Here is a 14066-nt window from a genome sequence, read left to right on the forward strand (position 1 = left end):
CTCACTCAAAAAACTGACAGGCTACTTCCGAAGAAGTATCCTATTTCATTATTTCTTGTGAACATTTGATATATTTTAAGTATTACGCCAATCCGAAGATTGACGCTGCACTGACATCAAATGTCCACACTTATCGACTGTTAATTGTTAAAGAACTGCATTCGGTACTGCTTTCGCGCTATCGACAAAGCGTTGTGTTTGTCAGCTGCGAAGAAGGAAGAGTATGAAGCAATTTGCTACGTCCGTCAACTCCTTCTTTTTCTCGTCTCACTCAGCATTTGCATGCGTCGTTCAGCGAGGGGGCGAATTATAGCCGTGCCCTGCACTCTCCGCAAGGGCTATTTCCCCGCCCTCACGGCCCAGCAAGCCTTGTCTTCACTTCAAGCGCCTTTTTGTGCAGCCTGTCGCAATCGGCTGGTGTAGTTCGTGGTCTTTAGGCACAGTGGCAACATCAGACTCTGACGCGGCTCAACAAGAGGTTAAACTTGCCCGCTGCGTCGATTAACTCTTGTACTTGAAAGTGCCCCCATGCTTCCGATTTCCAGCCTGCCCCAATTGTTGAAAACCATCCTCGCTTGGTTGCAACGGGCATTCGACGCGACGACGACCTGGGTCACCCAACTGTCCTGGTGGAAATTCTTCCTGTTCGCCGCGCTGGCCCTGATCGCCGGTTCCATTTTGCAAGATGAGCTGTTCTCGTCCAGCCAGAACGAAGAAGTGGTCATCAAGTCGCACAAGCGCAGCAGCAAGGGCTCGGGTGAAACCAATATCCTGATCGACGATACGGGCATCCATTTCAATCCCCGCAACAGCAAGAACCGGCGCAGCAGCACGACGGAGGCGGCCAGCGAGCCGGCCGATGCCGCCGAGGCGGACGAGCACGCAAACACCGTGCCGCCGGCACCGCCGGAACCGCCGGCCGCCCCCGCCAAGCCCAGCTATCCAGTAACGACGAATGCCTCGGGCGAAGAAGTCCATATTGAATTGCCGCCGCAAATCGGCGAAGAGTTGTCGAATGCCATCGAAGAAGCCGTCGATGATGCGGCAGAACAAAAAGTGTCGCGCTATCACCAGCAAGCGTCGACCTGGTTCAAGAGCTTTGTGTCCTTGCTGGTATTGGCCCTGTTCGCCATGAAGGCCTTGGTCGGCGGCAAGAAACGTGCGGAAGCGGAAACCGTCACGGCAAACGAGGCCGCCGAGCGCGAATCCATGCAGCGCCAGCTCAGCGAAGCGAAGATGCAGATGATGCAAGCCCAGGTCGAGCCGCATTTCCTGTTCAACACGCTTGCCTCCGTCGAACACCTGATCCAGGTCGACCCGCCGCGCGCGGCCAAGATGCAGCGCAGCCTGATCCAGTATCTGCGCGCCGTGCTGCCGCAAATGCGCGACAACGCCCTGATTACCAACCTGGGCCGTGAAGCGGACATGGTGCAAGCGTACTTGAACCTGCTGAAAATGCGCATGGAAGAACGCCTGACCGTCGACTTCCAGATTCCCGACGGCCTGCGCAGCGCCGCCTTCCCGCCCATGATGCTGCAATCGATGGTGGAAAATGCCATCAAGCACGGCCTGGAAGTCAAACCGGAGGGCGGCACCCTGCGCATCGTGGCCGAAGTGGCGCACAGCAAGCTGCGCGTGACGGTGACCGATGACGGCCTGGGCTTTGGCGTGGTGCCCAGCGATGGCACGGGACTGGGTTTGCCCACCATCCGCGAGCGCCTGAAGCTGTTGCATGGCGACCAGGGCAGCCTGACCATTACGCCAAATCAACCGTCCGGCGTGTGCGCCGTGATCGAAGTGCCATATCAATTGTCCAAATAAGACAGAGTAGTTGATAAAAACGCTAAATCATTGAATAATCAATCTTCGCCTGTTCACACTTGAGACCTATGCCTACCGCTATTATTGCCGACGACGAAAGACTGATGCGCGACCAGCTGCGCCTGCGCCTGGGCCAAGCCTGGCCTGAACTGGAAATCATCGGCGAAGCCAAGAATGGCGACGAAGCGATCGAACTGGTGGAACAACTCAAACCGGATTTTGCCTTCCTCGATATCCGCATGCCGGGCAAGACGGGCATGGAAGCGGCGCAAGTGATCGGCAGCAAGACGCATATCGTCTTCGTCACGGCCTACGATAGCCACGCCGTCGAAGCCTTCGAGCGGGGCGCCGTCGACTACGTGCTCAAGCCGCCCGAGCATGAGCGCTTGCTGGTCACCGTGGAGCGCCTGAAAACGCACTTGAACAAGCCGGCGCTGGACGTCAACAGCAGCGTCACGGCCATGCTGTCGCAGCTGGCGGAAAAAATCACGGCCAAGCCCACCTACCTGCAATGGATACAGGCCAGCATCGGCCAGGACTTGCGCATGATCCCCGTGGAAGAGATCCTGTTCTTCCGTTCTGACGAGAAATACACCTGCGTGCAGACCGCCAAGTACGAGGCGCTGATCCGCAAGCCCGTGCGCGACCTGGCCGAAGAGCTCGATCCTTCGCTGTTCTGGCAAATCCACCGCGCCACCCTGGTCAACGTGAATGCCATCGAAGGCGTGACGCGCGACATCCGCGGCCGCCACCTGGTACTCATCAAAGGCAAGTCCGACAAGCTCGAAGTGAGCCGCAGCTTCTTGCACCTGTTCAAGCAAATGTAAGTCTCCCGCCGCCGCCCGGCCCAGGCCGGCGCGGCGCGCCCCCTCTTCTTTCCCCTTCCTGCGCCACATCAAGCCACGCCGCGCCAACAGGCATAGGCTATATCAAGTCCTGTCCGTCGCTCCTGTCTTGCCTGCCTTCGTTCACGTTCGCAAGGAGAATCCCATGCCTGACCGAGGCAGTTCGACACTGCTGCGCATCCTGCCGCTAGGCATGGCAGCGATGCTTTTGCTGTGCTTGTTTCCTCCACTGAAAGCCCGCCGGCAGCGGCAGGCGCGTGGCCAGGCCATCATCGACAGCGCCAGCGACGCCTTCATCAGCATCGACAGCGGGCAAATCATCCTGCATGCGAACGCGGCGGCGGCCAGATTGTTCGACGACACGCCGGCCGGCATGCGCGGCATGCGCCTGGGCCACTACATCCTGCGCGACTTGCGTACCCTGGGCGGCCTGGGCAAGCACGATGGCGATCCGCCGTTTGGCGACATCAGCCAGGAGCTGCGCCTGACGGGCCGGCGCGCCACCGATTACACGCTGACGGGACGGCGCAGCGATGGCCTCATGTTTCCCCTCGAAGGCTCGCTCTCGGCCATGCAGGAAGACGGCCATAGCGTGTTTACCATCATCGTGCGCGACATCAGCGCGCGCCAGCAGATGCATGAACAGCTGGCCCGCTCCTTCTCGCAACTGCGCGAATTGTCGAGCGCGCTGCAATCCATCCGCGAAGAGGAGCGCAAGCATATCGCGCGTGAATTGCATGATGACCTGGGGCAATTGCTTGCCACCTTGCGCGTCGACCTGACCCTGGTGCGCCAGCACACGGACACCACCGAGTCCCTGCAAGCGCTGCTGCACAGCATGGATGGCTTGCTGGTGACGGCCATCACCTCGTTGCGGCGCATCGCCAGCAACCTGCGTCCGCGCGCGCTCGATGAAGGGGGATTATATTTTGCGCTGCAAAAACTGCGCCACGACTTCCTGCTGCGCCGCGCCATCCATTTCGACTTGCTGGCCGACGAGGCCGACCTCGTGCTCGACGATGCGCGCAGCACGGCCATCTACCGCATCGTGCAGGAAGCGCTGACGAATATCGCGCGCCATGCCGAGGCCAGCCACATCACCATCGCCCTGCACCGCATCGATTCCTCGCTGGCCATCACCATCCAGGACGACGGCCGCGGGATTGCCGAACACGACCTGGAAAAAGCCACGGCCCTGGGCTTGCTGGGCATGCGCGAACGGGTGTGGGGATTGAACGGCAGCATCCATATCGGCGCCGACAGCGAGCTGGGCGGCACGCGCATCGAAATCTCGCTGCCCATGCATGCGGAGGCGGCAGCGGCGGCGATGCAATAAAAAAGGCGCCCGCAGGCGCCTTTCACTTCGTCACATCGAACGATGCTTAGAATTTGTGTGCCAGGCCGATCTGGTACGAGGTCAGCGACTTCACGCGCTCGCGGCCAGCGTAAGCGTACACGTCGGTGCGCTTCGACAGGTGGTAGTCGTAGCCGACGCCGAATTCCTTGATGGTGTCCTGATCCTTGAACTTGTTGTTGCTTTGCTCTTGCTTGCCATACGACACTTTGGCATCGCCGCCGCCAACCGTGTAGTTCAGGCCGATCAGGTAGGACTTGAATTCGCCAGTCGTAGCTACCTTGGTGTCGCCTTTCGAGTAGGCGGCCGTGATCTTGGCCGGGCCGAATTTATAGCCGCCACCGATGGACCACAGGTCAGGCTTGGCGGCCGTTGCCGTTGCTTGCACGGCTTTTTCGTAGCCGGCGTGCAAGCTGATCGGACCGTTGTCGTAGGTTGCCAGGCCAATCACGCCTGCGTCAGCGCTGTTGACTTCGCTCAACACGTATTGCAGGCTGCCCACGAAACCTTCAAAGCTTGGGCTGTTGTAGGTCACTGCATTGTTGACGCGCGACGAACCGACGCCCGAACGCAGCAAGGTTTCATTGTTCTTGCCGACCACGCCGTAGGTGTTGAAAGGATCGACGCGGGCGATGGTGCCATCGACCAGATTCTTGGTGCGGCCCAGGATGGCGGTACCAAACGCGCCTTTCAAGCCCACATACGCTTGACGGTCGAACAACACGCCTTTTTGCGCGCCGGTGTCAGCCAGGAATTCACTTTCCAGGTTGAAAATTGCGGACAGGCCGCCACCCAGATCTTCCGTACCCTTGAAACCGAGGCGCGACGCGTTGTTTTCGCGTTGTACCGTCGGCTGGCCAGTGGTCTTGGCAATACCGAGGTCAACCAGGCCGTACACGGTGACGTTCGATTGTGCTTGTGCCGTAGCTGCTGCGAAGGTGCCGATGATCAATGCTGCCAGAGTAATTTTTTTCACTTGAGATTCTCTACATTAGGTTGGACAAGAGTGGTGCTGCTTAGCTGCTGAACCGAATCATGCCCACCAAATACTTCAACAATATGACATCGACAAGATGTTGTTTTTTAGCACAACATCTTGTCAGATAAAAACAACAGGCGAAAAAAAACCGCCCGAGGGCGGCTTGTGTTGCCGTGACTGCCTTACTTCAGGCGGCAGCTCAGCAGCCAGTAGTATTCCAGGCGCTTCATGCGGATTTCGCGGGCCGAGTGGGCAAACTTCTTGCGCAGGTGGCTATCCGACGGGAAATTCTTCAGCACTTCATAGCGCTCGCCCCCCTCCGTCGTGCGGAACTGGTGGGTATTGCCTTCCAGATCGGTGCGCGCGATGACCGTGCTGCTGCCGTCGACATAGGAATTGTCGATCAGTACCAGCAGGATGTCCTTGCCCAGCTTGCTGCGCAATTGCTTCAGGTACTTGTCCTGGTCTTCGCGCTTCACGTGCGACCACCAGAAACCGGCAAACACGGCCGTGAACTTGCCCAGCAGATCGTCCGGCAGATTGAATGCGTCGAGCTTGGCGAAGGTCACGTTGTCGGGCAAGCCGCGTGCCTGGGCCAGCGCCAGCATTTCATCGTTGATATCGGTGGCCAGCACGGACTCGGCCGACTCGGCGACCACTTCCGTCCAGTAACCGGTGCCGCAAGCCAGTTCCAGCACGGTGTGGCCTTCCAGCACGTCGGCGACCTTGTCGCGCAACACTTCCAGGTCTTCCTGGCGTTCGGGCTTGTCATAGACGCGCTCGTACTGCTGCGCGATGGTGGCGTAATATTTGGCAAGCTGATCGGTAATCATTGTTTCTTCTCTTCTTAAATAATCTTGGCCAGGCACCTCGCCCGGCCGACTTCATGCATTGTTATAGTTCGTAGTGCTCTTTATCACCGCTCATCGCCTGCTCGATGAGCTTGCGGTTCAGGGTCGGCGTCAGCAACTCGATAAAGGTATAGATATAGCTGCGCAAATACGCGCCTTGCTTGACGGCAACGCGCGACACATTCATGCCGAACAGGTGGCCGACAGGGATGGCGCGCAAGCCTTTGTCGCGCTCGGCATCGAAGGCCATACCCGCTATGATACCAATCCCCATGCCCAACTCGACATAAGTCTTGATCACGTCCGCATCGATGGCCTCCAGCAGGATGTCCGGCTTCAGGCCGCGCAGCACGAAAGCATGGTCGATCTTGTTGCGTCCGGCGAACGCGCTGTCATAGGTAATCAGGGGGAAAGCGGCGATTTCTTCCAGGGTCACGGACTTCGACTTGAGCAGCGGATGGTCGACCGGCACCACCACCACGTGTTCCCATTGATAGCAGGGCAAGGTGATCAAGCCATCGATGGCGGCGATCGATTCCGTGGCGATGGCCAGGTCGGCCTGGTCGCGCTGCACCATTTCGGCGATCTGGCGCGGATTGCCTTGCAGTAACGACAATCTTACCTTCGGGAACTTCAGCATGAAGGCTTGCACCACCTTGGGCAAGGTGTAGCGCGCCTGCGTATGCGTGGTGGCAATGGTAAAGCTGCCGCTGTCCTGCGCCGCGAACTCCTTGCCGATGCGCTTCATGCTGTCGATTTCCTGCATGATCAGCTCGACCGATTCCAGCACCAGGCGGCCCGGCTCCGTCAAGCCGCGGATGCGCTTGCCGTGGCGCGTAAAAATATCCACGCCCAGTTCTTCCTCCAGCTCGATGATGGCTTTCGATACGCCCGGTTGCGACGTAAACAATGCCTTGGCGGCGTCCGTCAGGTTGTAATTCTGCCGGACCGCTTCGCGCACGAAGCGCAGTTGATGGAGATTCATTGCTGGTTTGCCCTAGATTGCCGTGATTTGCCGAGTTTCCGCCCCACCCATGATTTTGCGTTCATGCATATACGCATATCGCATATAAGCAAATGCGTACTTAGTAGTTTGGATTAAACGCCAAGTTTATTACTATTGCGGGTACTTTGGGGGTGAAAGCATGACTTTGTCTTATATAGTCTCAGGATTTGCCGTAGGATTACTCGTAGGAATGACCGGCGTGGGCGGCGGTTCGCTGATGACGCCGCTGCTAACCTTGCTGTTTGGCGTGCCGCCTTCCGTGGCCGTGGGCACCGACCTGGCCTTCGCCTCGATCACCAAGAGCGCCGGCACGCTGACGCACCGCCTGCGCGGCACCATCCGCTGGGATATCGTCAAGCGCCTGTGCATCGGCGCCCTGCCCGCCGCCGTCGTCTCGACCCTGGCGCTGAAATCGTTCGGCACCCTGTCGCCGGAAATCGGCCAGATCATCCGTTACTCGATCGCCGGCTCCGTACTGCTGACCGTCGTGGCGCTGATCTTCAAGGGCCGCATGCTGGCCTGGATCAATGCCCACCCTGAGAAACAATTACAAGGCAACAAGCTTGCCGCCGCGACCATTATTTCCGGCGCCGTGCTGGGCGTGCTGGTGACGGTGTCGTCGATCGGCGCCGGCGCCATCGGCGCCACCCTGCTGGTGATGCTGTATCCACGCATGAGCTCGGCCGAAGTGGCCGGCACCGATATCGCCTACGCCGTGCCCCTGACGGCCATCGCCGCCCTCGGTCACTGGTGGCTCGGCTCAATCCACTGGGAATTGCTGGCCTCCTTGCTGGTCGGCTCCCTGCCCGGCATCACGCTCGGTTCCTGGGTCGCCCGCTCCGTGCCGGAAAAGTTTTTAAGAGTGCTGCTGGCGATGACCTTGACCGGCGTGGCAGTGAAGCTAATCTATTAATTGACCGACCATGTGACAAGAGCAGTATCAAGAACATAATCCCAGGCAATCTTCCAGCACCCCGGCTTTTTTAGGAATTGATATGTACCATTACGATCAGTACGACCACCTCATCATCAAAGAACGCATCGCCCAGTACCGAGACCAGGTTGCGCGCCGTATCGCCAATGAACTGACGGAAGAGGAATTCATTCCGCTGCGCCTGCAAAACGGCCTGTACATGCAGCGCCATGCCTACATGCTGCGCATCGCCGTGCCGTACGGCTTGCTGTCGTCGAAGCAGATGCGCATGTTCGCGCACATCGCGCGCAAGTACGACCGCGGCTATGGCCACTTCACCACGCGCCAGAACATCCAGTTCAACTGGATTGAGCTGGAGCAAACGCCCGATATCCTGACCGACCTGGCATCCGTGGAAATGCACGCGATCCAGACCTCGGGCAACTGTATCCGTAATACAACATCCGACCCGTTCGCCGGCGTCGCGGCCGATGAAATCATCGATCCGCGCCCGTACGCGGAAGTCTTGCGCCAGTGGAGCACCTTCCACCCCGAATTCATCGCCCTGCCGCGCAAGTTCAAGGTCGCCATCAATGGCGCCGAAGAAGACCGCGCCGCCATCGCCGTGCACGATATCGGCTTGACGGCCGTGCGTAATGCGGCCGGCGAAGTGGGCTTCAAGGTCATGGCCGGCGGCGGCATGGGCCGCACGCCGATCCTGGGCAGCGTCGTGCGCGAATTCCTGCCGTGGCAGCACTTGCTGACCTACATCCAGGCCATCATGCGCGTGTACAACCTGCACGGCCGCCGCGACAACAAATACAAGGCGCGCATCAAGATCCTGTTGAAAGCCATCGGCGTGGAGGAATTCACGCGCCAGGTGGAAGCCGAATGGGTCGATCTGAAGGATGGCCCGGAAACCTTGAGCGCCGAGGAAATGCAGCGCGTGGCGGACTTCTTCAATCCGCCCGCCTACCTGGCCCTGCCGGAACTCGACTACAAGGCCGAGCACGCGGACAACAAGGCGTATGTGAACTGGCTGGCGCGCAACGTCAAGCCGCACCAGCGCCCCGGCTACGTGGCCGTGGTACTGTCCTTGAAGAAAACGGGCGTGCCGCCGGGCGACGCGACGGCCGAGCAGATCGACTTCGTGGCCGATCTGGCCGACCGCTACAGCTTTGGCGAACTGCGCGTGACGCACGAGCAAAACCTGGTGCTGGCCGACGTGGAGCAATCGAAACTCTTTGCACTGTGGCAAGAAGCCAAGGCGCACGGCCTGGCCACGCCGAACATCGGTTTGCTGACGGACATGATCTGCTGCCCCGGCGGCGATTTCTGCTCGCTGGCCAACGCCAAGTCCTTGCCGATCGCGGCCGCCATCGCGGAACGCTTCGACAGCATCGACTTCCAGCACGACATCGGCGAAATCGAACTGAATATTTCCGGCTGCATCAATGCCTGCGGCCACCATCACGTGGGCAGCATCGGCATCCTGGGCGTCGACAAGGATGGCAGCGAATGGTATCAAGTGTCGATTGGCGGCGCGCAAGGCAACAACGCGGCCATCGGCAAGATCATCGGACCATCGTTCTCTTCCCTGCAGATGCCTGAAGTCATCGGCCGCCTGCTGCACGTCTACGTGCGCGACCGCCACGAAGGCGAGCGCTTCGTCGATACGGCCCAGCGCCTGGGCCTGGCGCCGTTCAAGGAACACGTATATGCAACGCCGATCACCGTCGGCAACCTGGTGGGAGAAGACGAATATGTTTGAAGTACGCGAAGAAATCATCAAGAATGCCGCCGTGGTGCCGAATATCTGGGGCTTGCTGCGCCTCGATGAAAACGACACGCCGGAAACGGTGGTCGTTCCGGCCGGCAAGGTCATCGTGCCGTTGCTCGTTTGGCAAGCCCAGCGCGCAACCCTGGCCGCGCGCCTGCCCGACATCGGCGTGTGGCTGGCCAGCGACGAGCGCCCGGAAGAACTGGCGGCCGACGTGGCGCAACTGCCCGTCATCGGCGTGGATTTCCCGAAATTCACGGATGGCCGCGGCTACTCCATCGCCTTCAACCTGCGCGCCCGCCTGGGTTTCCAAGGGGAATTGCGCGCCATTGGCGACGTGTTGCGCGACCAGCTGTTTTCCATGCACCGCGTCGGCTTCGATGCGTATGCGACGCGCCCGGACCGCAGCATCCATGACGCCTTGAAAGGTTTGTCTGTCTTTTCGGAAACCTACCAGGCGTCGTGGGATCAAAAATCGCCGCTGTTCCGCCGCCACCAGCGCGAAGGCCAGAATCCTGACCTCGACAACGCGGCCGGCATCTGAGGGCCAATCATGAGCGATCTGACTTCTTTGATACACGCCACCGAGCAAACGCTGACACGCATCGCCGCGGATTTTTCGCCGGCCGTGTTCGCGTCCAGCCTGGCAGCCGAAGACATGGTGCTGACCGACATGATTCTCAAGGCAAAGCTGCCCATCGGCATCTTTTCCCTGGAAACAGGCCGGCTGCACCAGGAAACCCTGGCCGTGCTCGACAAGGTCAAGGCCCGCTACGACCACGACATCACCCTGTACCGCCCGCAGCCCGACGCCGTGGCTGCCTACGTGGAACAGAACGGCTTGAACGCGTTCTACAATAGTGTCGAAATGCGCCGCGAATGCTGCCGCATCCGCAAGGTCGAACCGCTGGGCCGCGCCCTGGCTGGCAACAAGGCCTGGGTGACGGGCCAACGCCGCGCCCAGTCCACCACGCGCGCCGAATTGCACGTGCAGGAAGAGGACGCCGCGCATGGCATGACGAAATTCAATCCGCTGGCCGACTGGTCGGAAGAAGACGTGTGGGCCTATATCCGCGCCAACGACGTGCCCTACAACGCGCTGCACGACCAGGGCTACCCGTCGATCGGCTGCGAACCGTGCACGCGGGCCGTCCAGCCTGGTGAAGATGTGCGCGCCGGACGCTGGTGGTGGGAAAACCCGGATTCGAAGGAATGCGGCCTGCACATGGTGGACGGCAAATTGATACGCATCAAATCCGTGGCAGCTTGATCAGACACAACAGATACAGCAGAACAAGAAAGCACCCTATATGAGCAATATTTTGAACCAGCGTCACCTCGACAGCCTTGAATCGGAAGCCATCCACATCATGCGCGAAGTGGCGGCCGAATCGGCCAACCCTGCGCTGCTGTTTTCCGGCGGCAAGGATTCCGTCGTCCTGCTGCGTTTGGCCGAGAAAGCCTTCCGCCCAGGCAAGTTCCCGTTTCCCCTCGTACATATCGACACGGGCCACAACTTCCCGGAAGTCATCACTTTCCGCGACAAGAAGGTGGCGGAACTGGGCGAGCGCCTGATCGTCGGCTCCGTGGAAGACTCGATCAAGCGCGGCACCGTGCGCCTGCGCAACCCGGCCACGGATTCGCGCAATGCGGCCCAAGCCGTGACCTTGCTGGAAACCATCGCCGAACACGGTTTTGACGCCTGCATCGGCGGCGCCCGCCGCGACGAGGAAAAGGCCCGCGCCAAGGAACGCATCTTTTCGTTCCGCGACGAATTCGGCGCCTGGGATCCGAAAGCCCAGCGTCCGGAACTGTGGGACCTGTATAACACCCGCGTGCATCCCGGTGAAAACATGCGCGTCTTCCCCATCTCGAACTGGACCGAACTTGACGTGTGGCAATACATCGCCCGCGAAAAACTGGAATTGCCGCCGATCTACTTCGCACACGAGCGCCAGGTGATCCCGCGCAACGGTTTATTGGTGCCGCTGACGGATCTGACGCCGCCGCGCGAAGGCGAAACGGTGGAAACGCAGGTCGTGCGCTTCCGCACGGTGGGCGATATTTCGTGCACCTGCCCCGTGTCATCCGATGCGGCGACGGTCGACGCCATCATCGCCGAAACGGCAATCACGCAAATCACGGAACGGGGCGCCACCCGCATGGATGACCAGACGTCCGAAGCCTCGATGGAAAAACGCAAGAAAGCAGGGTATTTCTAATGAACGCAGCAATCCAGAACACCAATCTCACCGACAGCGTCGAACGCGGCATGTTGCGTTTTATCACGGCCGGTTCCGTCGATGATGGCAAAAGCACCCTGATCGGCCGTTTGCTGTTCGACAGCAAGGGCATCTTCGCCGACCAGCTCGACGCCATGTCGCGCTCCAAGCACAAGCGCACGGTGGGCGACACGGTCGACCTGTCGCTGCTGACGGACGGCCTGGAAGCGGAACGCGAGCAAGGCATCACCATCGACGTGGCTTACCGCTACTTTGCCACGCCGAAACGCAAATTCATCATCGCCGACACGCCCGGCCACGAGCAATACACGCGCAACATGGTCACCGGCGCATCCACGGCCGATGCCGTCATCATCCTGATCGACGTGTCGAAAGTCAAACTGGGTGACGATGGCAGCGTGGAACTGTTGATCCAGACCAAACGCCATTCGACGATCGCCCATTTGCTGCAGATCGAGCACGTGGTCGTTGCCGTCAACAAGATGGACCTGGTCGACTACGATGAAACGGTGTACAACCGCATCGTCGCCGCCTACCGCGAATTCGCCCAGTCGCTGGGTTTGAAAGATATCACACCGATCCCCCTGTCCGCCTTGACGGGCGACAATGTCGTCGAACGCGGCGACAAGCTGGGCTGGTACACGGGCCCGACCCTGATCGAGCTGCTCGAATCGCTGTCCGTCTACGACGAATCGCACGACACGCCGTTCCGCTTCCCCGTGCAACTGGTGGCGCGCCACAATGGCCACGAAGCGAACGACTTCCGCGGCTACATGGGCCGCATCGAGGCGGGCAAGGTCAGCATCGGCGACACCCTCGTGGTGCAGCCATCGGGCCAGACGGCCACCGTCAAGGATATCGTCACCCTGGACGGCTCGCTGCCGACGGCCGTGGTGGGCCAGTCCGTGACCTTGCTGCTCAATGAATACCTGGATATCTCGCGCGGTGACTTGCTGGCAAGCAACGATCGCCCTGCCACCCTGCTGAAACAGGTGGTGGCCGACGTGTGCTGGCTGTCGGAAGACGCGCTGGACCTGCGCCGCAAGTACTGGATCAAGCATGGCACGAAACAGACGGCGGCCAAGGTGACGGCGATCGAATCTATCCTCGACATCAACACGCAGCAGCGCCATCCGGCCGAAGGCTTGAAGCTGAACGACATCGCCCGCATCAGCCTGAACGTGCAGCAGGCGCTGGCGGCCGACGCGTATGCCGATATCCGTGCCACGGGCGCGTTTATCCTGATCGATGAAGTGACCCACCAGACGGTCGCGGCCGGCATGGTTCGGCTCTAACCCCGTATCGTCCAGGAAAGGCAGCCATATGAACAGCTCCCCATCTCTCCCCGGCAAGGTCTACCTGGTCGGTGCCGGCCCCGGCGCGCAAGACCTGATGACCTTGCGCGGCGCGCGCCTGCTGGCGCAAGCGGACGTCGTGCTGCACGACGCGCTGGTCACCGAAGAGATGCTGGAGCTGTGCCCGCAGGCGCAAAAAATCCTGGTCGGCAAGCGCTGCGGCCAGTTGTCGACGGCGCAGGCGTTCATCAACAAGCAACTGGTCGACAACGCGCGCAAGCACGCCGTCGTCGTGCGCCTGAAAGGGGGTGACCCAATGCTGTTCGGCCGCGCCGACGAGGAATTGCGCGCGCTGGAAGAGGCGGGGATCGCCGTCGAAGTGGTGCCCGGCATCACCACGGCCCTGGCGGCCGCGGCCGCCACGCAGCAGCCGCTGACCAAGCGGGGCGTGTCGCGCAGCGTGGCATTTTTCACGTCCAGCACGGCGCCGGGCGAGCCGGACCAGACGCGCATTCCCGACTGCGATACCCTGGTGCAATACATGGGTGGCCGCGAAGCCATCGCCACGGCCCAGCGCCTGCTGGCCCAGGGCCGCCGTGCCGACACCCCGGTGGTGGTGATTGAAAACTGCAGCCGCCCGGACCAGCGCATCGTGCGCCTGCCGCTGAGCACCCTGGTGCATGGCCTGGGCGACACCCACGGCCCCGTGCTGGTGATGCTGGGCGACGCCATGGCCGCGCGCGCGCACCAGGTCACGGAGGAAACGGTCGCTATTCTGGCGCGCCATGCTTGAATAAACACACCGTATTTTACCGACTTTAGAGTCAGTAACTGACGTCTTCCGAGGAAACATGATACGATGCTCACGCATCTTTTCTCGAGAAGTTGTTGCGTGATAGCAAGAAAATCACGCTTCGCCCCGCCATAGCGCTTGCTGCGCGGCCTCCCGGCTGACGGGAGCCGCCCGGCAATCTCCCCG

Annotated in this window: 13 protein-coding genes; 10 read left to right on the forward strand and 3 right to left on the reverse strand. The window is 60.5% G+C overall.

From position 1 onward, the window contains the following. The first annotated feature begins 528 nt into the window (after positions 1-528). The 3 genes from O3298_RS24025 (at position 529) to O3298_RS24035 (ending at position 4002) form a co-directional block, all read left to right on the forward strand. On the forward strand, positions 529-1821 hold the full coding sequence (locus O3298_RS24025; protein WP_289918461.1) for a sensor histidine kinase: 1293 nt from the start codon (positions 529-531) through the stop codon (positions 1819-1821). A gap of 68 nt (positions 1822-1889) precedes the next feature. Beyond that, positions 1890-2648 carry a LytTR family DNA-binding domain-containing protein gene (locus O3298_RS24030; RefSeq protein WP_034751497.1) on the forward strand — a complete coding sequence of 253 codons (759 nt, stop codon included), beginning with the start codon at positions 1890-1892 and terminating at the stop codon, positions 2646-2648. 163 nt (positions 2649-2811) lie between these two features. Continuing rightward, a complete protein-coding gene (locus tag O3298_RS24035) occupies positions 2812-4002 on the forward strand; it encodes a PAS domain-containing sensor histidine kinase (protein WP_099665029.1) in 1191 nt (396 codons plus the stop codon). A gap of 46 nt (positions 4003-4048) precedes the next feature. On the opposite strand, the gene O3298_RS24040 is transcribed toward O3298_RS24035, so the two are convergent. The 3 genes from O3298_RS24040 to O3298_RS24050 all read right to left on the reverse strand — a co-directional run bounded on the left by O3298_RS24040 (position 4049) and on the right by O3298_RS24050 (position 6835). Further along, positions 4049-4996 carry a porin gene (locus O3298_RS24040; protein WP_046682561.1) on the reverse strand — a complete coding sequence of 316 codons (948 nt, stop codon included), beginning with the start codon at positions 4994-4996 and terminating at the stop codon, positions 4049-4051. Positions 4997-5181: 185 nt separating this feature from the next. Beyond that, on the reverse strand, positions 5182-5832 hold the full coding sequence (locus O3298_RS24045; RefSeq protein WP_099665030.1) for a class I SAM-dependent methyltransferase: 651 nt from the start codon (positions 5830-5832) through the stop codon (positions 5182-5184). A 61-nt stretch (positions 5833-5893) separates the two neighbouring features. Beyond that, positions 5894-6835 carry a CysB family HTH-type transcriptional regulator gene (locus tag O3298_RS24050; protein ID WP_034751505.1) on the reverse strand — a complete coding sequence of 314 codons (942 nt, stop codon included), beginning with the start codon at positions 6833-6835 and terminating at the stop codon, positions 5894-5896. A 160-nt stretch (positions 6836-6995) separates the two neighbouring features. On the opposite strand from O3298_RS24050, the gene O3298_RS24055 reads away from it, so the two are divergent. The 7 genes from O3298_RS24055 (at position 6996) to cobA (ending at position 13880) form a co-directional block, all read left to right on the forward strand. Beyond that, positions 6996-7769, forward strand: a complete 774-nt coding sequence (locus tag O3298_RS24055; protein WP_289906107.1) for a sulfite exporter TauE/SafE family protein — start codon at positions 6996-6998, stop codon at positions 7767-7769. 82 nt (positions 7770-7851) lie between these two features. Next, positions 7852-9540 (forward strand): nitrite/sulfite reductase, encoded by a 1689-nt coding sequence (locus O3298_RS24060; protein ID WP_289906108.1) that lies wholly within the window; start codon positions 7852-7854, stop codon positions 9538-9540. Beyond that, positions 9533-10093 (forward strand): DUF934 domain-containing protein, encoded by a 561-nt coding sequence (locus tag O3298_RS24065; RefSeq protein WP_305060713.1) that lies wholly within the window; start codon positions 9533-9535, stop codon positions 10091-10093. Before O3298_RS24060 ends, O3298_RS24065 begins: the two co-directional genes overlap by 8 nt. 9 nt (positions 10094-10102) lie before the next feature. Then, on the forward strand, positions 10103-10819 hold the full coding sequence (locus O3298_RS24070) for a phosphoadenylyl-sulfate reductase (RefSeq protein ID WP_289918453.1): 717 nt from the start codon (positions 10103-10105) through the stop codon (positions 10817-10819). A gap of 40 nt (positions 10820-10859) precedes the next feature. Next, positions 10860-11771 (forward strand): sulfate adenylyltransferase subunit CysD, encoded by a 912-nt coding sequence (gene cysD, locus O3298_RS24075; protein WP_176390377.1) that lies wholly within the window; start codon positions 10860-10862, stop codon positions 11769-11771. Beyond that, positions 11771-13087 carry a sulfate adenylyltransferase subunit 1 gene (locus O3298_RS24080; RefSeq protein ID WP_251350055.1) on the forward strand — a complete coding sequence of 439 codons (1317 nt, stop codon included), beginning with the start codon at positions 11771-11773 and terminating at the stop codon, positions 13085-13087. The genes cysD and O3298_RS24080 overlap by 1 nt, the downstream gene beginning before the upstream one ends. Positions 13088-13115: 28 nt before the next feature. Further along, a complete protein-coding gene (gene cobA / locus O3298_RS24085) occupies positions 13116-13880 on the forward strand; it encodes a uroporphyrinogen-III C-methyltransferase (protein ID WP_305060714.1) in 765 nt (254 codons plus the stop codon). Positions 13881-14066: the final 186 nt, after the last annotated feature.

The organism is Janthinobacterium sp. SUN137 (assembly GCF_030587265.1).
Taxonomy (GTDB): Bacteria; Pseudomonadota; Gammaproteobacteria; order Burkholderiales; family Burkholderiaceae_D; genus Janthinobacterium; species Janthinobacterium kumbetense.